22 protein-coding genes and 1 pseudogene are annotated in these 23,480 nt (G+C 39.3%); 8 read left to right on the forward strand and 15 right to left on the reverse strand.

Annotated elements, in window-relative coordinates:
* Positions 1-145 precede the first annotated feature (145 nt).
* The 6 genes from AC2SLL_RS08140 to otsB form a co-directional block, all read right to left on the reverse strand.
* A complete protein-coding gene (locus AC2SLL_RS08140) occupies positions 146-820 on the reverse strand; it encodes a glycosyltransferase family 2 protein (protein WP_486531247.1) in 675 nt (224 codons plus the stop codon).
* Between the two features lie 106 nt (positions 821-926).
* Positions 927-1,847: an SAM-dependent methyltransferase gene (locus tag AC2SLL_RS08145; RefSeq protein ID WP_486531190.1), complete on the reverse strand. Its 921-nt coding sequence runs from the start codon at positions 1,845-1,847 to the stop codon at positions 927-929.
* Positions 1,831-2,727: a PIG-L deacetylase family protein gene (locus AC2SLL_RS08150; RefSeq protein WP_486531191.1), complete on the reverse strand. Its 897-nt coding sequence runs from the start codon at positions 2,725-2,727 to the stop codon at positions 1,831-1,833. Before AC2SLL_RS08150 ends, AC2SLL_RS08145 begins: the two co-directional genes overlap by 17 nt.
* Positions 2,715-3,695, reverse strand: coding sequence for an acyl-CoA dehydrogenase family protein (locus AC2SLL_RS08155; RefSeq protein WP_486531248.1), 981 nt, complete (start codon positions 3,693-3,695; stop codon positions 2,715-2,717). The genes AC2SLL_RS08150 and AC2SLL_RS08155 overlap by 13 nt, the downstream gene beginning before the upstream one ends.
* A 240-nt stretch (positions 3,696-3,935) precedes the next feature.
* Entirely contained in the window at positions 3,936-5,663 is a 1,728-nt protein-coding gene (locus AC2SLL_RS08160; RefSeq protein WP_486531192.1) for an alpha,alpha-trehalose-phosphate synthase (UDP-forming), read from the reverse strand.
* The gene (otsB, locus tag AC2SLL_RS08165; RefSeq protein WP_486531193.1) at positions 5,660-6,655 is read right to left on the reverse strand and encodes a trehalose-phosphatase; all 996 of its coding nucleotides are present in this window, start codon (positions 6,653-6,655) and stop codon (positions 5,660-5,662) included. The genes AC2SLL_RS08160 and otsB overlap by 4 nt, the downstream gene beginning before the upstream one ends.
* A 977-nt stretch (positions 6,656-7,632) precedes the next feature.
* Between otsB and AC2SLL_RS08170 the strand changes: the two genes are divergently transcribed.
* The 4 genes from AC2SLL_RS08170 (at position 7,633) to AC2SLL_RS08185 (ending at position 11,537) form a co-directional block, all read left to right on the forward strand.
* The gene (locus AC2SLL_RS08170) at positions 7,633-8,679 is read left to right on the forward strand and encodes a DUF1852 domain-containing protein (RefSeq protein ID WP_486531194.1); all 1,047 of its coding nucleotides are present in this window, start codon (positions 7,633-7,635) and stop codon (positions 8,677-8,679) included.
* Positions 8,680-8,945: 266 nt separating this feature from the next.
* A complete protein-coding gene (locus AC2SLL_RS08175) occupies positions 8,946-9,980 on the forward strand; it encodes a methionine synthase (RefSeq protein WP_486531195.1) in 1,035 nt (344 codons plus the stop codon).
* A gap of 28 nt (positions 9,981-10,008) precedes the next feature.
* Positions 10,009-10,560 (forward strand): flavin reductase, encoded by a 552-nt coding sequence (locus AC2SLL_RS08180; protein ID WP_486531196.1) that lies wholly within the window; start codon positions 10,009-10,011, stop codon positions 10,558-10,560.
* 149 nt (positions 10,561-10,709) lie between these two features.
* Positions 10,710-11,537: a sulfite exporter TauE/SafE family protein gene (locus tag AC2SLL_RS08185; protein ID WP_486531197.1), complete on the forward strand. Its 828-nt coding sequence runs from the start codon at positions 10,710-10,712 to the stop codon at positions 11,535-11,537.
* A gap of 6 nt (positions 11,538-11,543) precedes the next feature.
* Here AC2SLL_RS08185 and AC2SLL_RS08190 read toward each other — a convergent pair.
* A pseudogene (locus AC2SLL_RS08190) lies at positions 11,544-11,799 on the reverse strand (IS1595 family transposase); the annotation flags it as partial.
* Positions 11,800-12,458: 659 nt separating this feature from the next.
* Positions 12,459-13,676: a tRNA 2-thiouridine(34) synthase MnmA gene (gene mnmA / locus AC2SLL_RS08195; RefSeq protein WP_486531198.1), complete on the reverse strand. Its 1,218-nt coding sequence runs from the start codon at positions 13,674-13,676 to the stop codon at positions 12,459-12,461.
* Positions 13,677-13,731: 55 nt separating this feature from the next.
* Between mnmA and ispF the strand changes: the two genes are divergently transcribed.
* From ispF to AC2SLL_RS08210, 3 genes are all read left to right on the forward strand, one after another.
* Positions 13,732-14,220, forward strand: coding sequence for a 2-C-methyl-D-erythritol 2,4-cyclodiphosphate synthase (gene ispF / locus AC2SLL_RS08200; RefSeq protein WP_486531199.1), 489 nt, complete (start codon positions 13,732-13,734; stop codon positions 14,218-14,220).
* Positions 14,221-14,506: 286 nt separating this feature from the next.
* Complete coding sequence (grxD, locus tag AC2SLL_RS08205) at positions 14,507-14,860, forward strand: Grx4 family monothiol glutaredoxin (RefSeq protein WP_486531200.1); 354 nt, start codon at positions 14,507-14,509, stop codon at positions 14,858-14,860.
* 141 nt (positions 14,861-15,001) lie between these two features.
* Positions 15,002-15,484, forward strand: coding sequence for a hypothetical protein (locus AC2SLL_RS08210; RefSeq protein WP_486531201.1), 483 nt, complete (start codon positions 15,002-15,004; stop codon positions 15,482-15,484).
* Positions 15,485-15,703: 219 nt separating this feature from the next.
* Here AC2SLL_RS08210 and creC read toward each other — a convergent pair whose 3' ends face one another.
* From creC to AC2SLL_RS08230, 4 genes are all read right to left on the reverse strand, one after another.
* Positions 15,704-17,527: a two-component system sensor histidine kinase CreC gene (gene creC / locus AC2SLL_RS08215; RefSeq protein ID WP_486531202.1), complete on the reverse strand. Its 1,824-nt coding sequence runs from the start codon at positions 17,525-17,527 to the stop codon at positions 15,704-15,706.
* On the reverse strand, positions 17,524-18,357 hold the full coding sequence (locus AC2SLL_RS08220; RefSeq protein ID WP_486531203.1) for a response regulator: 834 nt from the start codon (positions 18,355-18,357) through the stop codon (positions 17,524-17,526). The genes creC and AC2SLL_RS08220 overlap by 4 nt, the downstream gene beginning before the upstream one ends.
* 241 nt (positions 18,358-18,598) lie before the next feature.
* The gene (locus AC2SLL_RS08225; RefSeq protein ID WP_486531204.1) at positions 18,599-19,384 is read right to left on the reverse strand and encodes a sulfite exporter TauE/SafE family protein; all 786 of its coding nucleotides are present in this window, start codon (positions 19,382-19,384) and stop codon (positions 18,599-18,601) included.
* 137 nt (positions 19,385-19,521) lie between these two features.
* Positions 19,522-20,907: a glycerophosphodiester phosphodiesterase family protein gene (locus AC2SLL_RS08230; RefSeq protein WP_486531205.1), complete on the reverse strand. Its 1,386-nt coding sequence runs from the start codon at positions 20,905-20,907 to the stop codon at positions 19,522-19,524.
* A 185-nt stretch (positions 20,908-21,092) separates the two neighbouring features.
* On the opposite strand from AC2SLL_RS08230, the gene AC2SLL_RS08235 reads away from it, so the two are divergent.
* The gene (locus AC2SLL_RS08235) at positions 21,093-21,764 is read left to right on the forward strand and encodes an alpha/beta hydrolase (protein WP_486531206.1); all 672 of its coding nucleotides are present in this window, start codon (positions 21,093-21,095) and stop codon (positions 21,762-21,764) included.
* A gap of 6 nt (positions 21,765-21,770) precedes the next feature.
* Here the strand turns inward: AC2SLL_RS08235 and AC2SLL_RS08240 are convergent, their stop codons facing one another.
* The 3 genes from AC2SLL_RS08240 to AC2SLL_RS08250 all read right to left on the reverse strand — a co-directional run bounded on the left by AC2SLL_RS08240 (position 21,771) and on the right by AC2SLL_RS08250 (position 23,408).
* Positions 21,771-22,130: a hypothetical protein gene (locus tag AC2SLL_RS08240; protein WP_486531207.1), complete on the reverse strand. Its 360-nt coding sequence runs from the start codon at positions 22,128-22,130 to the stop codon at positions 21,771-21,773.
* Between the two features lie 373 nt (positions 22,131-22,503).
* Positions 22,504-23,034, reverse strand: a complete 531-nt coding sequence (locus AC2SLL_RS08245) for an inorganic diphosphatase (protein ID WP_486531208.1) — start codon at positions 23,032-23,034, stop codon at positions 22,504-22,506.
* Between the two features lie 233 nt (positions 23,035-23,267).
* Entirely contained in the window at positions 23,268-23,408 is a 141-nt protein-coding gene (locus AC2SLL_RS08250; RefSeq protein ID WP_486531209.1) for an entericidin A/B family lipoprotein, read from the reverse strand.
* Positions 23,409-23,480: the final 72 nt, after the last annotated feature.

Consider the following 23,480-nt stretch of genomic DNA (forward strand, 5'->3'; position numbering starts at 1 on the left):
AAAATAATAGTAACGTTTCTTTTTATAGCATTATCGAAAGATTGATTAGTGGGTACTTGAGATTTCTTTTTAGACATTAGTGCGCATTATAAGCTTTAAAGTATAGAACTATACTACGTAAAGTATCTGGCCTATTCAAAACACTCTACTTTAAATTATTTTTCTCTAAATTGACTAAAAAATTAGCAAAGCCCTCTGTTGCTCGAGCTTGCAATCGACTGCTAGTAATAACGCGGACTTGATTGCTCCAAATAATATTATAGCCGTAAGCCTCAAACCTTTTAACCAAATCCACATCCTCATGACAAGGTAGGGGTGCAAAGCCGCCAACTGCCAGATAGGCCTCACTGCAGAAGCTCAGATTCGCCCCGTGGATATGGCGATGACCCATAGAGTCTTGGTAATGAGCAATGTAGTCTTTCTTCGTTTGAACAGATAAATGCGCCCAGTTATCTATACTGACTACGCCGCAAATCATATCAGCATTATGGCGAGTAATATGGTTAATTTGTTGCATTAACCAGTCTGAAAGCACTACGGAGTCGGCATCTGTGCAGGCCAGCCATGAGGCACCTTTTAAGATAGCATGGCGAATGCCTAAGTCTCGTACTTGCCCCAGATTGCGATATTCACAGCAGATATAATCAACACCGGCGCTCTTGACTAAGGCCATGGTGTCATCGGTACAGCTATCAAGTACTATAAGCGGGTAGGCCTCAATAGTCGTGGGTAATTGCTCAATGGCGGTCTGCACCGATGCTAAGCAATCGCTGATGGTCTGCTCCTCATTGTGCGCAGGGATGACAATACCAATTTTTATATTGGGTTTTATAGAGACTGGCTTAGCGCTTTCAAACTTATCCATAAGTGGCTCATAATTTAATAACAGTCATACTTTTCGTATAAGTCTAAATAGTTATAACAAGTCATACTAAGTTCTCTTGCATAGCAACTGAACGCTTAGTGTTGAGCCAAACGTCTAATAAAAAATCGCGTTCGATTATTTGAGTCTGATGGGTAAAATTCACGGGGTTGGTTTTAGTGCGGGGCTGGTCTAAAGAATGAGCCTCTGCTTCATTTTGCTTGACTTGCTTATCGACGTTCGACTTATCGTTATTCGAATTGAACGCCTGCTGTAAGCGTTTATGGACTGTGTTGCCATTCATCTCAAAACCCTTAATATTATATCGCCAATGACAACACAGCAAGGTGCCACCCTTGGCTAGATGTTGCTCGATCCAAGCGATAACCCTATCAATTTGTTTTGGCGGTAAATAGTATAAAATTTCACTAATCACAATTAAATTAAAGGGTGGGGTACTGGCGAGTGAAGAGTCTGAAATAGGCTTTAAAAGAAACGCTTCTAAGCTGAATAAAATGTTAGGAATAACCCCCTGTACTACCTTAACATGGGGCAACTTTGTTAAGCGTTGTTTGGCGAGTTGCACTGCATGTTTATTACCATCTAAACTTAACAAAGCCTGACAACGTTGGGCAAGTAATTCACTAAACACGCCATTACCACAACCTAACTCAATGGCATTGGCGTATTGAGTTTGAGGCAATACGGCTAAGCAAATATCACGTTTGCGTTTTTCATACCACCGTGTCTGATACTGCCAAGGGTCAGCATTGTCGTTATATAATGCATCAAAATACGTTTCTGAATAAGTCGTAGATTGCTGGTTAGTTTGACTAACAGATTGATTATCTGTTTGTTCGTAATCAGTACAGTCCTCCCAGTTACTTTTAGAACCCTCTGTATTATCGGTAATATTTAGTGTATGTGGAGAGGTAGGCGACTCAAGAGAATCATTAGACTTATTACACTTAGGTGTTTGATTCATATAAATAGACTTCCCAAGGCTGGCTAATTCTAGCGATAGTAGTTGCAGATAAGATAGGCGGATTACCCGTACTCTCATCAACGGTAATTTGGCTTTCAAAGCAATTAATTGCTTGGGTTTTACGTTGTAATTGTTCCGCAGTTAAATCAACTCTGACGGCATTGTGCCAAGGGATACGATTATCGTCAGGCTTTGCCCAATGCCACGCCCAAATCAAAACTTGATAGCAAGCTAAATGCTGCTGTTTAGCGTAGGCAGCGACTACCTGTCCTGTTGCCTCATGATCAGGATGACCGTCGTGAATAAAGGGGGTCACTAAAATATCATCAGGCTTAATAAATTCTGCTATTTTTTTATTAAACTCAGCTTGTTGTTCAAAGACCTTACCATCTGTTAAATTTAAGGCAACCGTTATCACTTGATGTTTCACACCTAATACTTCTAAAGCTTCAAGACTCTCTTGCGGGCGGATAATATCAAGTCTTTCTGGTGGATAAATTTTTGAATCAGGGTGACTTTGCGTACCATTGGTCACATGAATAAGTACAATAGGGTTGCCATTTTTCGCCAACTGTTGGAGTAACCCCCCACAGCCCAAGATCTCATCATCAGGATGGGGTGCAAACACGCAAACACGCTGCTGTTCTGGAAAGTTTATTGCACTATCTAATCGAGGTAAGTCATGCAATCCTTGCCAATGTTCCCAAGCGTCCTGACTGGTACCATCGCCTTCTATAATTCTATTGCCCACTATCGGATGGTTATGGTTTAGTTCAGGCGTTTGAACAGGATCAATAAGTGTTGAATCTTGGCCATTACTATTTGTACTCTCGTTTTCCACATCCACATCCACATCTGCGTTAGAGATTATAGTTGCCATATATTTTCCTGATTATCCTTTAATTGGCTGGCTAGATCACAAGAAAGTTCGCCAATTTTTTGTAAATCAAATGCTCCATGACTTTGACGAATAAACACGGGTAAATCTGCTGATAGTCTAGCGAAATGGGCATTGTGACAAAAGGGTGCTGCGCCTAATGCCTGCCCGACAGTGTCTAAAACTTGTCGAGCCAGTTGTTCAACGTTTGCCCTTAATTGGCGAATGGCAAGTTCATGGCTTAGATTGGGTTGGCTATCTATTAAGGTAGCAACATGATGAAAAAACGGTTGAGTCACTGCCAATGCCGTACTTATTTCGCCTAAATACATGGCTTTATAATCATTTGGTTTTTGCTCATAAGCTTTCATAAGATACTCTGCTAAGCGAGTAGTAGCACCGTACCAGCAAGCCGCCACTCCTGCGGCTCCATGCCAAAATCCCACACGGTCAAGATAAGCATTTGCCGCACCAACCTTAGTTGCTGTAACTTGAGTGAACTTTATAGTGGCAGTATAAGTGGCTTGCATACCTACCGCCTGCCATTTGGTATTGTCAATCTCAATACCATCTTGTTGCATATCCACGATAACCAGTTGTGAATGCCCTTGCTCATCACGATATGTCATTAGCCCATAATCAACAATATTTGCTCCCGAACACCACGCTTTTTTACCATTGACTATGCCCTGTTGATAGTCCAAAGGATAACCCTCCGCTGCCCAAACCGCCCATAGTCCTTGATCCGGTGTATCACAGCCAATTTCGTGCAAGATACTGAGGGCATCCAAGTGTGATTCAAACCACTTGGCGATGGTTAAATCGATGCCCGCAACGTAAGCCAGAATTTGCCAACGAATGAACGTTGCTAAATTTTTATTATTACCTGCGTTACCACTGGCAGGGTGAGGGATTTTATCGGCATAAGAAATTAGGGTGTCTAAAATATGATGACGCATCTTATCCGTCATTGGATAAGAGCCCAAGTCTTGCACATTCTCAGGTATCACATCTTTTAGTGAATCTTTGATATCTTGTAATAAAATTTGTTTACTATATAACGGCAACATACGGTTTCCTAATTATTCTTGTCCAACTGTTTCTGCCAGATTATTCTTGTCGTTGAGCCTTTATTATTCAGAAAATTAGACTTACACTTCTAGAGATTTGTTTGACACCTCTTCTGTCATATAAATTATCTGTCATACAAATTATCTAGCATATAAATCATCTAAAAAATCTTGATGCCAATGGTGTAAGTCATTCTGTTGTAACCCGTTCAATAAAGTATGATAGCGGCTTTTTCGCTCTGCTAATGGCATGTTTAATGCCGTATACAAACCCTCTATAATGCTTTTAGGTTGATAGGGATCTATAATGACAGCAGCTTGCATTTGTTCGCTTGCCCCTGCATAACGTGACAGTACCAACACCCCAGGATTATTAGGATTTTGTGCGGCAATATATTCTTTAGCGACTAAATTCATACCATCTTTAAGTGAATTTACCCAACCGATATCGCTATGCCAAAATGCTTTCATTAAAGTCTCATGATTTAACACACATTCGCTATACGTAATAGCCTGCCAATTATCAGTGTTAGCTTTAAAATCCTTAACCTTAGGATTTTCAATTTCTAAGATATCCGTTTCTAAGATATCCGTTTTAATATCACTAGGTAAAAAATGCTGATTTACGTCATTAACGGTAAGTCTGACACTCTCACGAAGACGTTGATAAACGGGCAGGTCTAAGCGACTAGGGCAAGCAATTTGTAGGAATTCTAGCTGATTTTGAAACATGGGATAGTGCTGTAAAAATTTGCGATACGCCGCAAATCTCTCTAGCAGTCCTTTTGAATAATCGATCCGGTCAACCGCAATTATTTGTTGTGTGACAGGATTTAAGGTTTTTTTACTCTGTTCACCTAGTGAAGGCTGCATGGACAAATTAGCAACTTGCTGCTGGATTTTTTCGACATTAACACCAATTGGATAGGCATCAACTGACAGGTAGTGTGGGGCACCTAGGTCTAGATTCAGCATTAATGTTACAGCGGTTGCCCCGTTAGAGTTAGCGAGTCTTTTTGTGTGTTTAGTATTTGGTAAGTCTTTTAATGTGTTATCTGCGATTAAGATATTATTTGCAAAGTTGTCCTTATGTAGACTGCTGTCTAATAAACAACTTTTGAGATAATGCTGGATAACAGTTAGACAGTTGGCCTTATCTTTCTGAGTTTGAGTACCAAGGATATCATAATGGGCAAGATGTCTTATCAATTCTGGGCTTTTATCAAGCAGATGCCAAAATGCAAGCGGGGCAAATGGAATGTGCAAAAAAAATCCGATACGATTGTTCATACCGAGTTGTCGACAGTAATAGGCCACACTTAAAAAGTGATAGTCATGTATCCATATCACATCATCAGGTCTGATAACTTTTTTAAGTTGTCTTGCAAAAAGACGATTAACCGTTTGATATCCCGTATAGTCCTCAGGCGCTTGGCTGATTAAATCAGTTTGCTCATGTAACATTGGCCACAGAACACTGTTGGCAAACCCGCAATAATATTGCTGATATTGACTGGAGGTTAAAGCAGTCGTCATATAATTGATTTTTGAACCAGACACTTTGAAGTCTACGTTTGCAAAAGAGGTGTCTTCACGACTGGTAAATTCATTAATATTTTCCCATGCATTGTTAGTAACACTGGCATTGAAATGACTACCATGGTCATTATTAGTGCAAGTTGGGATATTTATAAAGGTGTCTACAATATTATGATCTAAAATATTATGATCTAAAATATCGCCATTCCACCCCATCCAAATGCCGGAATTAGCGATTAATACATCCTGTAAAGCCACCGCAAGTCCCCCCGCCATCGGGTTATTATCGGGCATTTTTACGCGATTAGATAATACAATTAGTCGACTCATATAACCTTTTTCGCTGTTTTTTTGTCTAAGGCGGTAGGGGGTGTAGTGAGGGGTATTGTGTCCGTTAAATCGGACAATGGTGGGTAGTGCTCTTGGCAGAAAGATAAAAACGACTTAAGTAAGGCAACCACTTCATTAATGTCATGTACATAATAATCAGCATGTGTTGGCTCACTGCCTACTTTAATTCCCATTCCTTTTAATGGTTGAGGGTTTTTAAACGGGCTATTTTTATCCAAGCCCGCTTTATCATCCATGCAAGTTTTATCTAAAGCTTGTTCCTTATTTAAAGCTCGTTCGCCTTGAACGACAATGAATCCCGCTTCATCGGTAATATCGTCACCAATAAAGATTGGACAAAGCGTATCACTTTGACTCAATTCCTGTTGAATATAGTTAAGTAATGTCAAAATGGCAGTGCCTTTGTTGACGCCTTTAGGCACAACTTCCCAAACATATTTACCTTGTTTTAATGTCCAGTCTGCATAATTTTCAACCGTCTCAGACATTATGCTGTAAGCCATTTCGGCTAACGTAGGATTTTGACGGTAATGTAGGGCACAGGAGTATGGTTTGTTTTCAACAGTTAAGTCTGTGTAGGGTTGACTCAATTGGGTAATGGTTTGTTTAATGGTAGTTAGCTCTGAGGTATCTATTGAAATAGGGTTTGCATCGCCAGCACCAAATGATATTTCTAATCCATGAGTAGCAGCAATCGGTAACTCTAATGGAGAGACCATATGTTTTGCTTCAGCAAGACTGCGTCCAGTTACCATAGCGATTTGAACACCATAATCGTGTATGATTTGCAATAAGGCTAAAGTTGACGGTGGAATGACACTATCTTTTGGGTTAATCGTAAAATCGGCAAGTGTGCCGTCAATATCCAAAAACAAACAATACTTATGCTGATTGGATAAGTAATTGGCGAAACTCTGTGGTTGGATATACCTAGCAGCTATATTTAAGCTGGGCGTTGTCCTTGAGGTCACACTTTTTCCTTTTTTTCTAATTTCACGACACTTATAAATCAGCAGTCATCTATCTATATATGAATTAAGACAAAGGCCTAGTTCAAGTTTTGACCTCTTATAACAGCTGTCATATTTAGTCATTGTTTATACATAAAATATGAAAAAATAAGTGAATCAAATTATAATAATCATGTCATGGACTTTTGTTAATTGGGATAGCGTTAATGTTTACTTAGGTATAAATATGTTTTTGTAATAACTTTTATCCTACAATTCTTAGATAATAAATGTGTGGAATTTAAACCATTTTCCAATAAGTCTTAACTCCTTACTATAATCACACCTCAGCAACTAATACTAAATTCAAATCGAATAACCACAAAAAACCCCGATCAAGTTATGATCGGGGCTGGGTATTAATATTCATTAATAAATAAGGAGTTGCTATATGAACGTATTCAACGGATCGGTAACCATTTAAGAGCACCCTTCTACCAATGCTATAGCTTCCGGCATACCAATGTTAATAGAACCCACTTTACCCTTGAGCTTGGCTGTATTGTTCGTTCACCATTCATTAGCTTTAATGGAGTATTTGCCTATTTACTTTAATAGAATTACCAGTTCAGCATAACGGGCTGTTTGTCCGTAAGGTACCTTAAACAAAGACTCCCAAATCACAACCGAAAACGAGACAAGTAATTTTATGCCAGCATCTATATCCACAATTTCATCTCATCCGCCATATTCTCATTAATCTAATCTTGTCTATTAACGTTTAATGCTTAAAAACTCAATTATTTCAAATGGTTATAGATTATTATGATAGAAAGCTTTCTACTATTAAAACTATTTTCAACCTATAAATTACTTTACATGAATTAAATTCATCTCAAATTAAAGTTATATCATTTTATTCATGTTTGCGTTCATGGTTTAATAAGCACCTAAAATAAATTTGGTTTTAAATCATTTAATTAAGGGTGCAAATCACCATGAGTAACACGTTTAGCTATTCAATCAAGACCATTCACTTTGATGAGAATTATCAGCCTGCCACTAGCACGCGTCTGACCACCAACTTTGCCAATTTAGCGCGTGGCGAGCAGCGTCAAGACAACTTGCGTAAGACCCTGACGATGATAAACAACCGTTTTAACGCGCTGGCACATTGGGATAATCCCGCAGCAGACCGTTATACCGTTGAAGTCGATATCGTCTCAGTCGATATGGATGTCGAGGGTAATGGTATTAATTTTCCTATTATTGAAATGCTAAAAACAACTGTTATTGACCATAAATACAATACCCGTATTGACGGTATGATTGGCAATAGCTTCTCGTCCTATGTGCGCGATTATGACTTTAGTGTAGTACTACTTGATCATTTTGATAAAAATCCAAGCACACCGCCGCCACAAAGTTTTGGTGAGTTACATGGTAAGCTGTTTCAGGATTTAGTGAATTCAGAGACTTACAAAGCCCACTTTAATAAACAACCGGTGATATGTCTTAGCGTATCGACCAGCAAGACCTATCACCGGACGACAAACCAGCATCCAGTATTGGGCGTTGAGTACCGACAAGATGAATATTCATTAACGGATGACTACTTCCACAAAATGGGCCTAACGGTTCGCTACTTTATGCCTGAGGGTAGTGTGGCACCTTTGGCGTTTTACTTTGCCGGTGACTTACTTAGTGACTACACTGATATTGAGCTCATTAGTGCGATTGCGACGATGGAGACTTTCCAAAAGATCTATCGCCCAGAGATTTATAATGCCAACTCGAGTGCTGCTCAAGTGTTTCAACCCAGCTTGACCTATCAAGATTATTCTCACACTCAAATTGACTATGATCGTGAAGAGCGTAGCCAGCTTGCCGTGAAGCAGGGTAAGTTGACAGAGGAGACGTTTATTAAGCCTTATAAAGACATTCTTGATAAGTGGGCAACAAGCTTTGATATCCCTAAGCCATTTGATAAAGAGAATCAGGAAAAAACAGTTGCAGATCAATCTGTTGAACCACAAATTGCCTAGTTAGCTCATTCAATATTTACTAATTCAATTACATCATAGCTAATCCTGCTTTTTGTTCCTATCTTGACTGCGGACGGGAGCGAGCGCTAAGACTAGAGTGGTTCCAACATTCGAGCGACCCCCTCTAGTCGAGCGTTCGCAATCCCGTCCACTATCAAGGATATCCACGGCAATCAGGGCTAAACCGCTCTAACCTGCAACGTTAAGAAATAAATTGACAGTGACGCTATTTAAAAAGTAACGCTAAATAAAGAGAATAAACCAACATGACTAACCTATTATTACCTACCTCAACTGCAGGCAGTTTACCGAAGCCTTCATGGCTTGCAGAACCCGAAAAGCTTTGGTCACCTTGGAAGATAGAAGGTGATGAGCTGATTGAAGCCAAGCAAGATGCGCTCCGTATTTCACTTCAAGAACAAGTTAAAGCGGGCATTGATATTGTCAGCGATGGTGAGCAGACTCGTCAGCATTTTGTGACCACCTTTATTGAACATCTTGATGGTGTTGACTTTGAGAATCGTGAAACGGTCAAAATTCGTAACCGTTATGAGGCAAGTGTTCCGACTGTAGTTGGTGCGGTGAGTCGCACTAAACCTGTATTCGTTGAGGATGCCAAGTTTTTACGTCAGCAAACTGACCAGCCGATTAAATGGGCGCTTCCGGGTCCAATGACCATGATAGACACTTTATATGATGATCATTATAAAAGCCGTGAAAAACTGGCTTGGGAATTTGCCAAAATTCTTAATCAAGAAGCCAAAGACTTAGAGGCGGCTGGCGTTGATATTATCCAATTTGATGAGCCTGCCTTCAATGTATTCTTCGATGATGTCAACGAGTGGGGTATTGCTACTTTAGAGCGTGCGATTGAAGGGCTAAAGTGTGAGACAGCAGTGCATATTTGCTACGGTTATGGTATCAAGGCCAATAATGACTGGAAAAAAACACTAGGTTCAGAGTGGCGTCAATACGAGCAAGCGTTTCCTAAGCTGCAACAGTCGAGCATCGATATCGTGTCGCTTGAATGTCATAACTCAAAAGTGCCGATGGATTTGATCGAATTGATACGTGGTAAGAAGGTAATGGTCGGCGCTATCGATGTGTCAACCAATACTATCGAGACCCCTGAAGAGGTTGCGAGTACGCTACGTAAAGCTCTACAGTTTGTTGACGCCGATAAGTTATATCCGTCAACCAACTGTGGTATGACCCCTTTGTCACGCCAAGTGGCTCGTGGCAAGCTAGAAGCATTAAGTGTTGGTGCCAAAATCGTTCGTGATGAATTAACTGCCAAGTAGCTTTTAGACAAAAATTAGGATATATGCGATGATTGAAGCAACCCATTTTAGAGACGCCATGTCATTGTTACCGACTGCGGTCAATGTCGTCACCACAGCAGGGGCTTCAGGCGTGCATGGATTTACCGCCTCAGCCGTGTGTAGCGTTACAGACACGCCGCCAACCTTGTTGGTTTGCATGAATACCACGTCTCGATCGCATGCTCATTTTATTGATAATAAGGTTCTGAGCGTTAATGTGCTTAGCGCCCAGCATGAGCCTATATCCAATGTGTTTGCCTCTAAACTAGATTCAGATGAGCGCTTTAAGCAGGGTTCATGGACGACATTAGTGACGGGTGCGCCCATTTTAGAGGATGCATTGGTCAGTTTTGATTGTAAAATAGAGCAGGTTCAGGAAGTGGGCACCCACAGTGTGTTTATGTGTCGTGTTGTCGCCATCAATCAAAGCAATCAGGAAGAAAGCTTGGTTTATTTTGATCGTCGCTATCATACGGTTGGGCACAAAGACGGACACAATGTAGGCAATAAAGCCAGCAATAAAGTAGGGCAACAGACGGATCAAGAAGTAACGGCTTGAATCAGTGAGTAAATTAACACTCAGTCGATAGCCTAGAGTTTGTTTGAAAAATCAAACAGACTCTACTTAGTTAACCAATTATCTAACCCGACATTTAACTGAACTCTCAACTATCTTTTAACTCATTCAATTTAAGAAGACGATATCCTGTGGAAATACTCATTTTTTTACTAATCGGTGCGCTTGCAGGCTTTGCAGCAGGGCTATTTGGTGTAGGTGGTGGCACAATAATCGTACCTTTGCTATTTATCGTATTTACTCAAATGGGATTTAGTACTGATGCTATTATGCATCTGGCGTTAGGCACCTCACTGGCGACAATTATTGTTACCTCAATCAGCTCATTGATGGCGCACAATAAAAAAGGCGCTGTTATGTGGCCAGTCTTCAAAAACCTAGCACCGGGCCTTGCGATAGGCAGCTTTGCAGGAGCTGGGATTGCCGGTTTGCTATCTGGTATTCATCTGCAAGTCATCGTGGGGCTGTTTTTGTTATGGGTGGCTTATAGAATGTTTACCAGTGGTAAAAGGCAAGCGACCGCGAATGCTAAAGCCAAGATGAATAACACCAATATTGTACTGCCTTCAACCCCTATGCAAGTTGTCGCCGGGGCAGGTATCGGAATTGCTTCTGCTATTTTTGGTATTGGCGGTGGCAGCTTAACCGTGCCTTATTTGACGCGTTATAATGTGGTCATGCAAAAAGCCGTTGGCACATCCGCCGCTTGTGGTTTGCCAATTGCCATTGCTGGCGCATTAGGGTTTATGTTTTTTGGGATGCAGCATCATTTAGATGTGCCAAATGCGATTGGCTTTGTCCATATTTATGCGTTTTTAGGCATTGCCAGCATGAGTTTTTTTACTGCTAAGTTAGGCGCAAAAGTGGCACATGCCTTATCGCCACAATTGTTAAAGCAATGTTTTGCGGTGTTATTAACGGCAGTGGCACTTTTCTTTTTGTATAAAGGATTGGTTTGAGGGTTGGGCTTTGTTAAATGTCACAATGATGATATAGACTTTGCCATTCCGCTTTAAGATTCCAAACACAGCCGTCTTACCACCGGCACCTCGACCTCTTTTGCCTTTACGTACACCAGTAGAGTAGATTTCGTTTAATTTGACTTTACCTTCAAAGACGTCATTTGCTTCAAGTGCTAAGTTAATACTCGATAACGAGTCTTACTTTATGATAGAAAAGTGCGGCTGTATTTGGCTGCATCCCTAAAAGATCAACTGTGGTCTAGCATAGTGCTTATCTACTACAGCCTCAATAATTTGACAAGAATACGTAGTGAAATTTTTTGCAAATGCGGTTGTTACCGCCTTCAGTTTGACTCTGTGAAGTGCATGTGGTGGTGACTCCGATAGTAGTGGCAGACAACACATCTCACAGGAGCCTTTAGCTTTTAGATCATTAAAATCCTGTCCGATTATCAATAATACTATCTATATTGGCACACAACCTTTGGGGCCAAATATAGTCAAAGAAGTCTAAAATGGTTACAAGGCAACCGAGTGCAAGTACTACTGGAGTAGGCTTAACGAGGTTAACGCCGTAACCGTTTAGTAGTTCGCTGACTATAGTATTTCTATCAAAAAAAATGTAAAGTTAGTACGCCCAAGTTAATTGATAGTCGTGAATTCGCTTTAGAGTGTATTGGTGGAGGGCAAATTAAAATCGAAGCTGCAGAAGACGTTAATATAGATAGTATTAAGAAGGACATTGAAACCTTTGAAGTATTCAATTATGACTGTCTTTAATCTCTAATTCTTAATCATGAAGTCATTTTATTATAAGTAATAAAATGACTTTGTTGTTTTAAATAAATAACTAATCCACTTCCTGTTTAGCCTAATTAGTAAGTCTTAGTTAGTCAATCTTAAAACTTAAAAGCTAAATTAAATGGGCTGCATAGACTCAATAACACCGCCACCTAAGCAGATTTCATCACTATAAAATACAACAGATTGACCTGGGGTAACCGCACGTTGTGGCTCATCGAAAATAACATTTACCTTATGCTTATCATCAGTATCTACAACTACAGTACATCCTTGATCGGGCTGACGATATCGAGTTTTAGCCGTACACATAAGCCCATGTTGAGTAAAGATTTCTGCTGGAGCAACTCGTTCAACCCAGTCTAATTTATAGGCAGTTAAACGTTTACTCATCATCATAGGATGATTGTGGCCTTGACCAACGATAAGCTGGTTTTTATCTAAGTTTTTAGCCAATACGAACCAAGGTTCTTCTGGGCGATCCTTTACGCCGCCAATACCAATACCACCACGTTGACCTAAAGTATAATACATTAGCCCATCGTGTTTACCAATGACTATCCCATCATCAGTGACGATATCGCCGGGTTTGGCTGGCAGGTATTGTTGTAAAAAATCTTTAAAACGACGTTCGCCAATAAAGCAAATACCAGTCGAATCTTTTTTCTTAGCAGTAGCAAGGTCATGTGCTTCTGCAATCTTGCGAACTTTAGGTTTTTCTAACTCTCCGACAGGAAATAAAGTCTTAGCAATCTTATCGCCACCCACTGCATGTAAAAAGTAGCTTTGGTCTTTATTGTTGTCTAAACCTCGTAACAGCTGGGCTACCTCAGTGCCATCCTCACGGCAATAGTTAACGCTACGACGGGTATAATGCCCTGTCGCAATGTAATCTGCGCCAAGGCCAAATTTTGGGTCAGATGCATAATCTAAAAAGGCTTTAAATTTAATTTCTTTATTACAAAGAATGTCAGGATTTGGAGTACGTCCTGCTTGATATTCCGCTAAAAAGTGTTCAAAAACTCGATCCCAATATTCCATAGCAAAGTTTGCAGTGTGTAAAGGAATACCGATCTTGTCACATACTGCTTGGGCGTCGGCTAGATCTTCCATGGCGGTACAATATTCTGTACCGTCATCTTCTTCCCAATTTTTCATAAATAAGCCTTCAACAATAAATCCTGCTTGTTGAAGCAGTACAGCAGAGACTGAAGAGTCGACTCCACCAGACATACCGACAATAACTCGAGTCTTATTGGCATTGGCTATATCATGTAAGCTCAAAGCAGGGTAGTGTATTGGCGAAGACTTTGATGAGATGCTAGGTGCGGTCATAAAGGACTTAAACTGTGATAAAATTTGCAAGAATTATAACATTTATGAGTTGATAATGATAAGAATTGGACAGGGTATTGATGTTCACGCTTTTTATGATAATGGCGGCGCAGAACAGTTTGTTACTTTAGCCGGTGTCAAAATACCGCATACATTAAGCTTACTGGCTCATTCAGATGGTGATGTGGTACTCCATGCACTGGCAGACGCCTTGCTTGGTGCCCTAGCACTTGGCGATATTGGTCAACATTTTCCTGACACAGACGAGGCCAATTCAGGTTTGGATTCTCGTGTCTTATTGCGCCATGTTTATAATCTGGTAATTGAACATGATTATAGACTATTGAATGCTGATATAACGGTAATGTGCGAAAGACCAAAGCTTGCTAAGCATAATCTAGCAATGCGAACCAATATTGCTAATGATTTAAACACATCTGTAGAGGTTATCAGTGTGAAAGCAACCACTACTGAAAAACTTGGCTTTACTGGTCGTTCAGAAGGTATCATGGTAAGCTGTGTAGTTCTATTACAGAAAAATTAACTATTAATAATTTGCATACAGAAACGTTAAAGGTTTGAAATACACTTTTAATCGTGCTTTTTAGATAGAGGCTTACTTGTCTAAATTCATACGTTTGTAAATGGATACTTATTCATATTAAAACTTGATTATCAAAGGGTATTGAATTTTTAATGAGTATCCCCATAAATGATTCAAGCAGTTTTATAACAAAATTATTTGAATGAATTAATCGCCAATGCCTAAATAGCTATAACCTATTACACTCAACATTATTACACCAAAAAATAGAAACTAAGGGTTTATTATGACAGACCAAACCGCTCCAAATGATGCGACAGACAATATCGAAACGGTGATTCGTAACCAAATTAAAGAAAATCCTGTGATTCTGTATATGAAAGGATCACCTCAATTTCCACAGTGTGGCTTTTCTGCGAAAGCCATAGAAGTGTTGACTCAAATTGGTCGACCTTTTGCATTTGTTAATATTTTAGAAAATCCTGAGATTCGTGCGACGTTACCAAAAGTGGCTAACTGGCCAACCTTTCCCCAATTATGGATTAACGGCGAACTAATGGGTGGCTCTGATATTATTTTAGAAATGTACCAATCAGGCGAGCTGAAACCTTTGGTTGAAGAGCATAGTCCATCTGAGTAAATTAATTCATTATTTTGAATGAAAGGATTGTCAGTCAAGAGCCTCAGAATAGATTTCTGAGGCTCTTTATTATTTAATTATACTTTAGTTATTTACTTATTTACTTAAAACTTACACAGCCTCTTAAAAAAGGATAAAAACATGAATTTAGACAATGGAAAGCAATTAAAAAAAATGAAAGAGCAGTCTTCAAAAATTATTGCAATAGCAGATAAAGAATCGGACTCTGCTTTAAAGTGTATCCATTTGCTAAGTGTGGCAGGTGGGGCCACTGCCGAAACTTATGTGGCGATTGAGCAGCGTATTATGGATGATAAGGATGTGGCAGGTGCTTATCATTTGGCATTAATGGCTCAGTCGACAGCTGACTTACCTATAGATGCGCGTGCGCTCATTGAATTGGTAGTTTCGGAGGGCAATAATGCGCAGCTCCTTTCTCTATTAAAAAACTTACCTATACCACCTGTTGAGGCTATCAAGGAGCGTATATTAGCCACCAAGGATAGCGAAAGTATAGATAAGATGGAGGCGTATTTGCTTGACAATCCAGATGGCTATGGTAGCGATGTGGTACTTGGCAGCGGTCAAAAAGATCGTATTGTCCCGTTGAGCGAGCCGGAGTAAAGTTATATCAGCATTGTGCAAGTAGGAAAAAAAGACTATAGATTATGGTCGTCGAACTTATAAATCGCTACGGTGTTAACCTTGGTTGCCGTACTATTCATTAATTTATCTGCACTCGGTAACTTTATAGCGATTTTAAATTTATTTGACTGTATAAACAGCAATAAAATAATCAGCAATAAAAAAATATAGCAATACAAACTGACCCTTTATTTTCTGTTAGTCAGATGTTTTATTTAGCTGTATCGGAAGATGAATACAAACTAAAACACCGGAGGTTGAGGCAGAGTCGCAGTTAGCAGTTATTGCTGACTTTCTATTATCTTCAACGTCTGGTGCTTGAATATTGTGGATAACTATTTTACCGTCGTGACGTTCAACGACTTGTTTAACTAGGGTTAGGCCTAGCCCAGTCCCTTTTTTAGCATGGCTGCTTTTAATTGAGTTGTCTTCATTTAATCGATTTAAAATTGCTTTGTTATGCTGATGTGACAAACTAAAATAACGGTCAAAGACTTTACTTAAGGCATAGTCAGGAATTAAGTCGCCATCGTTAAATATGTTGATTTCTATAGCTGATGTGTCATTGTGCCTATTATGATCAGTTAAATGAATCACGACGTGCGAATGGGCAAAATACACGGCATTGTCTATAATATTTTGTAGGGCCTGCGTTAACCAAAACTCATCTGCAAGTACCTCTATATTGCTATCAGTTAAGTCACAGTTATAATCAATATGAACCTGTTGCTGTAGACACTGAATCTCGTAATTAGTAATGAGACGACGTATCAGCTCATCAGGGTTAATTGCCTGTATCGCTAACTTAAAAGTGGGCTGTTCAATTTTAGCAAGAAGCAACAGTCTATCAATCAGTGACTGAAGCTTGATACTTTGTTCAGTAATGGTTTGGCTTAACATTAGCCTGTCTTCATCCTCTAGATCTGACGCCTCTAACAACTCGCCACTAGCTCTTATAGCAGTGAGTGGGCTTTTTAGCTCATGCGTCAGCGTATGTACATAATCATTCACATACGCTTTGTTTTCTAGACGATACTTCATATCCTCAATAGTATCGGTTAATTCATTCAATTCACTGGCTAAATAAAAGTAGGGTTTCTTGGCATCTTGTGCGAGTGATTGGGTATAACGAGTGACCAGCATCATACTTTGTTTAAGCCACCAGGCAACAAGGCCGGCCATTACTAACGTTATGATACTAATAAATAAAGAGGTGCTTAGCATGCGTTGACGGGTAGCATCCAGATAGGGCAGTACGGTAGCAGTGGGTTTACCGACACTGACCACACCGATTATTTCTTGATTGGCGCTATTAGGGGCATAAATTGGCTGTGCAACATACATCACTGAAGTCGATTGATCGTCCTTATTACTTCGAGTAGTACGAGCGCCGTACTTTCCCTGAAGGGTTAGATAGACATCATTCCATTTTGAATAGTCTTTGCCTTCAGCATTTTTTGCACCGACTAATGAGTCATAAACCACATGGCCTTTGGCATCTGTGACATAGACGCGAAAACTACTGTGTGTTTTGTGATGATACCAAGTATCCAAAATATCTAGCTCATGTGGACTAGCATATCTGTTTTGTTTATCTGGCAGATTAGGTAAGGCAAACGCAGTATCCAGCATCGCCTTATATTGGCTACTTTTTATTTCTCCAGACTGCATCGGAGCTTGCAGACTTGCTGACAGGAGCATGGCGGTATCCACCAAAGTATCTTCAATGACTTGCTGGGTAACTGGGCGAACATAGTTGAAGAGTTGATTGAAAATGACGATACCAGAAATGATAATAATGATGCCTACAGCAAGCCAGATTCTAAAAAATAAACTGAGGTTTAACAGGTTTTTTCTTTTATTAACTGTGGTCAAGGCGTCATCATGTTTACCCATTGGGTGAAGTTTAGCGTACCAGTTTTGCTCTGCTGATTTTTTTTCAGCGCTGTTTTGCTCAGCTCTTTTTTTCTTAGAGCTGGGTAACTTGATAGAATGGTCGGTGTTAGGGTATTGTTTATTCATGCTGAACATAGGCCGTAACCAATCCCGCGATGTGTATGGATAATGTCAACGCTATCGTTATCCCCATTATCTTGACTAACCAAAGCAAGCTGCTTACGTATGGATTTAATATGGCTATCTATTGTGCGAGCGAGACGATGATCTGGATGCTCACTTATTGCGCTTAGCAACTGTTCACGGCTAAAGACACGATCTGGGTTAGCTAATAAGGCTAACAGCAATTTTCGTTCGGTATTGCTTAGCTCAAGTTTTATATCATTCCAATAAAGAGTATAAGTTAATGGCTCATAGCGCCAATTCCCAGATGCCAACTGGAATATTTGTGGTTCTATTGAGCTATCCACTGAGTCCGTGAGTTTATCAACCGTGTTTACGGTTAATTGTTCACGTCGCCAGATTGCTTTAAGGCGTGCCACGAGCTCTCTTGGACTGAAGGGTTTTGGGCAGTAATCATCCCCACCCATCTCCAGTCCTAAAATACGATCGACTTCATCACTGCGGGCGGTTAAAAATACGATGGGTAGATGTTTAAGGTTACCAATAGCTGCTGAATGACGAATGGATTGGCAAAGACTTAAGCCATCACCGTCGGGTAGTCCAACATCTAAAATAATACCAGATAAGCTTTCTTCATTTCTTAACATATCAATAAGAGTGGGCATTACATCGCTGGCGTTATCTAACCACGTAACCTTCCAGCCTTCGCGTTTAAAGGTAACCTTTAGAGAGGTGGCAATAGCAGGGTCGTCTTCAACCAATAAAATATGTGGTCTAACTTGTGAAGCATTTTGAGATAAGACGTGTGTTTTATCGGTAGTAGAGTAAGTCATAGGGGTTTTCGACCAAATTTAATATATCATTGTCATTTCATCTATTTAACTTTATCTATCCTAGCATAATCAAAATAGGTAAATGTGCGATTCACATGAACACAATATGAAAAATTGATGAAGAATGTTAACTGCCATTCAATTTAAGTGCTTTTAGCAATGTTCTGGTTAAATCCCCGTTAGATTAAATTTTAGATATACTAAAGTCCGTTATACTAAAGTCCGTTATACTTAATTACAGTCATATAATGACTTTAATATTTTTGACTATCATAACCAAACCGCTTACCACCATTAATAGAATTAACGCCACTCTGAATTGGTGCACAGTCATGCCTGCGAGAAAACGTTTACCTATGATGTTACCTAGTACTGCACCAAGCCCTAAGGCCAAGCCATACACCCATAGTTGAGAGGTTAAGACTCCAAAAAACGCATAACTACCAATTTGGGCAATACCTACAAAAAATGAATTGGCGGTTTTAGTGGCAATAAGGTCTTCTTTCTGTAGCCCAGTGTTCATATAAAAAGGATTTAACACAGGCCCGAGCCCTCCTACGATGGTACTAATAAACGCAGTTATAAATCCTAAAGGAATAAAGCCAGATTTGGGCATATTGAACGTTTTATCTACTTTACCAAAGCGGTATTGGAATAGGGTAGAGACTAAGAATATACCCACCAATAATTGTATCCACCCTGCATTCATGCGGCTAAATAATAGCCCAGCAAGCCATGCGCCAATAATGGCACTGGGTGCATAATATTTGGTAAGTGACCAGTCAATGTCTTTCCAAAATAGAATTAAACGGGAGGGACGACTAATGAATGTACCAAGATTAATCACTGGCGGAGCAGATGGCGCCCCAATTATTGAAGAGGTAATAGGGATTAGCAATAAAGCACCACCGCCACCTGAAATGGTAGATACAATAAAGGCCACGACACCAGCAAAGAACAATCCTACTAGATGCCATAGTGGGATGGACTGAACCAATTCTATCAGTGTTGACATAAGTATTGACATGATAGCCCTCCTTTCTTAATTAGCTTTATATATAGAACATACCCTAAATAAGACATAAAACAATAAATCCAAGCAATGAACTCATTGCTTGGATTTAAATCAATGTGAAAATGTTTGTTAAGGGGTATGCCTAAGCTTTATAACCCTTTACAGTTAGCATAGTAGGTTACTGTGGCGGGCCAGTCTGAGAATATACCCATAACGCCAACATCCTGTGCCAATACGTCGATATAATTAAACATATCGCCATCATTATTAATGGCATCTTCAAGACCACTGTAATACCAACCACCACCATTTGCCAACGGCCCAGAGCGTTCTATAGACCAAGTAATAATTTCTAATCCTGCAGCTTTGGCTTGTTTCGCATATTCAGATGCCTTGAGATTGCCGTTACCATCAGTGCTTACTAACAACCATGTGGCAGGAGCAATGATATTTATGCCTAGGCCTTTTAATTCTTGGAATGAATGTTTCCAAGTGTTAGGATCGTTTTTGTCAAAGGTTTGGCCTTCCGCGGTCTCGTTGCTATCATCAATGAGATATACTGCATTTTTACCAAAATCTGGTGTGTTATTAATCCAGTATGTTACATCATCAATATTAAACGATTGAGCATAGACTTTATCACCACTGACTCCCGCCTTTTTGTAAGTGTCTATTAATTGCTGGCGATAATTATCTTGAGTGTAAGTGCCATAAGGCATCGTTTCTACTGGTGTTTTTAGCTCGGGTGTATGCTTTAGAGCTAAGCTTTCAGCGAGAGCAATATGCTCTTCTAAACTCATTAATTGTCCATTTTGGTTATATAACTCTGTACGCCATGGGGCTGTGGCATTCATATAACCATCAAGAGTAGTGGCTTGTTTATTAGCCGCATCCATTTTGCCTTTTAGAGATTTAAATTCGGCTAATGTGATATCTGAGGTACGACATTCAATGTCATTAGCATTCAACAGGTTTCCTGCAGCATCAAGTTGAGGAGGTGTTGAACAGCTATTGGCTAAATCTGTGGCTAATATATTGGTTGTGGTATGTAAATCATTTTGAGCATGTCGGCAAACCAGTTGCTGATCCTTAGTAAAGGCGACATCACATTCTAATATACCGGATCCCATATGAGCAGCGGCCTTATAGCCGTCATAAGTATGTTCAGGGTATTGAAGAGGGGCTCCGCGATGAGATATGGAAAAGTCAGACTTTTTAGGTGTTTGACCTTCACAAGCTGAAAGTTCATTTTTAAGTGGACTCTCATCCATGTCATCAATTAAATATAAAGGACGCGTACCATAGGTAAACGCAACTTTACTGGCGGGGTCAATATCTGGTTTTTCAGGCGTATCGGGTTTTTTGTCCTCATCCTTGTTGTCTTTTGGATCACTAACAACGATGGGGTCATCGTCGTCATCACACCCAACTAACGTTAATGGCGCTAAACTGACGCATAGTGCACATGCCAGTAACGATCTGCTATGCTTTGTTTTATTTGTTTGTATGATAGAGTTAAACTGAGAAAATAACATTTGAGGTTCCTAAAGTTTGCCTATGTTAAAAGTTTGGCTATGTTAAAATTATGATTATTTTATGGTTTGATAATAAACATTTGTAGACTTTAAGCTACCTGATTTTATTGACGGTTTCATGACATATTTAAATAATTTTTTCAGAATTCTTACCTGTTTGATAATAATAATATGAAGGAGTAATAATGAGTAACTATCTAAAATGCGAGACCGTAGAGCACAATCCTGCCAATAAAGAGATTGATCGATCTGTAATTTGGATGCATGGATTAGGTGCTAGTGGGCATGACTTTGTGCCCGTGGTGCCAGAGCTTGGTTTAAGTAGTGATTTGGCAGTACGTTTTGTGTTTCCTCATGCTCCGCAAGTTCCAGTGACCATCAATGGGGGGATGATAATGCCTGCATGGTATGACATTTTAGAGGTAAGCTTAGATCGTAAGGTAGATGTGGCGCAAATTCAGCAATCCACCAAGTCGATTAATGACTTAATTGAAAGAGAAGTTGAACGCGGTGTAAAAAAGGAAAATATTGTCATTGCTGGATTTTCACAAGGAGGTGCTATTGCCTACCAAGTGGCCTTAACACATCCAAAAAAGCTGGGTGGTTTACTAGCACTTTCTACTTATTTAGCCATTGATGATAGCGCCCATTTTACGGATGACAATCGCAACATATTGATTAAAATTGATCATGGTACTCAAGATCCTGTAGTACCAGTTGTGTTGGCACAACGTGCGGCTGAATCGCTTAAAGAGAAGGGCTATGCCGTTGATTTTACAACGTACCCTATGGCGCATCAAGTTTGTTTACCACAAATCAAAGCAATTGGTCAGTGGTTTAATAAGGTATTGGCGTAGGTTTGATTAAGGTAACAACTGGCTAATTATTAATGCTAATACAAGTATAACTATGATTATTATAGAAACTCTTTTTACCCAGTAAGGTATTAAGGGTTTTTTATAGCCGATACTTTGTAGATGACTGTCGAGCCCTGCATTCAAAGTATGCATTTTATCTGATGAATCTTCATTTGGAGAAGGCTCTATAGGGGTGTTGGATTTGACAACCCCTTGTTTTGAAGCTATAGCTAAAACTTTTTGTTGTTGCCTTTGTTTAAGCTGGCTATCATATTCATCAATAGCAGATTTAGCCTCAGTCATACTAATATTACGCTCTTCAGCAAGAGTGTTAATCGCCATGACCATATTGTTTTTTTCAATCATCTGGATAATGTGTTTCGGCAGCTTCTCCGACATGGTAATCCTCAATAATTTACAGGTAAAGTTAAAGTTATTCTAAAGCTCTAGTAGTTTCTTGGCTAAGTTTACTGAGTTATCTGCGCTTGCTGTAACAACTTTTAGCAACCGCTACTATCACCGTTCGTTTTCAACATCATCCTTTATAATTTATGACTTCTTAGATTATAACGACTTCAATTGGACTATTTGTACTATAAATAAAATTGTACTATAAATAAAAAGCACTTTAACAGAGGGTTAAAGTGCTTTGAATACTAAATAATTTAAGCTAACTGGCTAGGCTAATCCTATTGTGCAGAACTTGCTGGCTATTAACTAACTGCTCATCGGATCACTATTATTTATCGTTCCAACGTTGAATAGCTTCTTTAATTACTCGTTTAGCTTCTTCAGTATCTTCCCAAGATTCAACAACAGTAGTGCCTGCTTTTTTCAAATCTTTGTAGTGACTGAAATGGAACTCTAATTGTTCGATTAAGCGTTTTGGAAGGTCTGCTAAACTATTGTAAGCATTACCATTATTACGGTCATCAGCAGGTACTACGACAATTTTATCGTCAACTTCACCATCATCTACAAACTTCATAACGCCAATAACTTTTGCTTTTAAGAACACACCCGTGGTTAAGGGCTGCTCTGTGATAATTAACGCATCTAATTCATCACCATCTTCATCAAGTGTTTGCGGGATAAAACCGTAATTACAAGGCTTGGCAAAAATAGCAGGTTCAACACGATCTAATTCAAAGACTGCTAGTTTACGATTCCATTCAATTTTATGATTACTGCCTGTTGGAATTTCGACAACAACATTAATTTCACCACCGTCAACATCACCTGCATCTAAAATTACATTAAAATCTGCCATTTATTTCTCCCATATGATAGTGTTTATAAACAAATATATTTCTCCCGCCGATTATAACAACTTTTGGCTTATTGCCAAGTAATTACTGGGTTATGACGCTATTCCAAAATAGCATTTATAAATTAAAGATAATAAAACACCCTTTAATGAAGCTTATATGGGGAATAAAATAAAAACCCACTAATTGTAGTGGGTTTTTATATATGGATAAATATATTAGTCTTCTGGCATTATTAGATTTTATCTTCTACTTTATCTGCAGTATCTGTAACTTTGTCGCCAGCTTTAGAGACATCTTGACCAAAACCTTTAAAAGTATTGCAACCTGATAATGCGATTAATGCGGCTAAAGAAGCTAGGGCTAACTTTTTCATAACATATCCTTAAAGTTTAAAACACACCTATAAAGTGGTTTGTGATTAGAAATCTAATAATTAAAAATGAAA

Source organism: Psychrobacter sp. CX97 (assembly GCF_057396285.1).

Coding starts and splice junctions, on each gene's coding strand:
- AC2SLL_RS08145 (WP_486531190.1), bottom strand. CDS start 1,847: ATGAATCAAACACCTAAGTGTAATAAGTCTAATGATTCTCTTGAGTCG.
- AC2SLL_RS08150 (WP_486531191.1), bottom strand. CDS start 2,727: ATGGCAACTATAATCTCTAACGCAGATGTGGATGTGGATGTGGAAAAC.
- AC2SLL_RS08155 (WP_486531248.1), bottom strand. CDS start 3,695: ATGACGGATAAGATGCGTCATCATATTTTAGACACCCTAATTTCTTAT.
- AC2SLL_RS08160 (WP_486531192.1), bottom strand. CDS start 5,663: ATGAGTCGACTAATTGTATTATCTAATCGCGTAAAAATGCCCGATAAT.
- AC2SLL_RS08170 (WP_486531194.1), top strand. CDS start 7,633: ATGAGTAACACGTTTAGCTATTCAATCAAGACCATTCACTTTGATGAG.
- AC2SLL_RS08175 (WP_486531195.1), top strand. CDS start 8,946: ATGACTAACCTATTATTACCTACCTCAACTGCAGGCAGTTTACCGAAG.
- AC2SLL_RS08180 (WP_486531196.1), top strand. CDS start 10,009: ATGATTGAAGCAACCCATTTTAGAGACGCCATGTCATTGTTACCGACT.
- mnmA (WP_486531198.1), bottom strand. CDS start 13,676: ATGACCGCACCTAGCATCTCATCAAAGTCTTCGCCAATACACTACCCT.
- ispF (WP_486531199.1), top strand. CDS start 13,732: ATGATAAGAATTGGACAGGGTATTGATGTTCACGCTTTTTATGATAAT.
- grxD (WP_486531200.1), top strand. CDS start 14,507: ATGACAGACCAAACCGCTCCAAATGATGCGACAGACAATATCGAAACG.
- AC2SLL_RS08210 (WP_486531201.1), top strand. CDS start 15,002: ATGAATTTAGACAATGGAAAGCAATTAAAAAAAATGAAAGAGCAGTCT.
- creC (WP_486531202.1), bottom strand. CDS start 17,527: ATGAATAAACAATACCCTAACACCGACCATTCTATCAAGTTACCCAGC.
- AC2SLL_RS08220 (WP_486531203.1), bottom strand. CDS start 18,357: ATGACTTACTCTACTACCGATAAAACACACGTCTTATCTCAAAATGCT.
- AC2SLL_RS08225 (WP_486531204.1), bottom strand. CDS start 19,384: ATGTCAATACTTATGTCAACACTGATAGAATTGGTTCAGTCCATCCCA.
- AC2SLL_RS08230 (WP_486531205.1), bottom strand. CDS start 20,907: ATGTTATTTTCTCAGTTTAACTCTATCATACAAACAAATAAAACAAAG.
- AC2SLL_RS08235 (WP_486531206.1), top strand. CDS start 21,093: ATGAGTAACTATCTAAAATGCGAGACCGTAGAGCACAATCCTGCCAAT.
- AC2SLL_RS08240 (WP_486531207.1), bottom strand. CDS start 22,130: ATGATTGAAAAAAACAATATGGTCATGGCGATTAACACTCTTGCTGAA.
- AC2SLL_RS08245 (WP_486531208.1), bottom strand. CDS start 23,034: ATGGCAGATTTTAATGTAATTTTAGATGCAGGTGATGTTGACGGTGGT.
- AC2SLL_RS08250 (WP_486531209.1), bottom strand. CDS start 23,408: ATGAAAAAGTTAGCCCTAGCTTCTTTAGCCGCATTAATCGCATTATCA.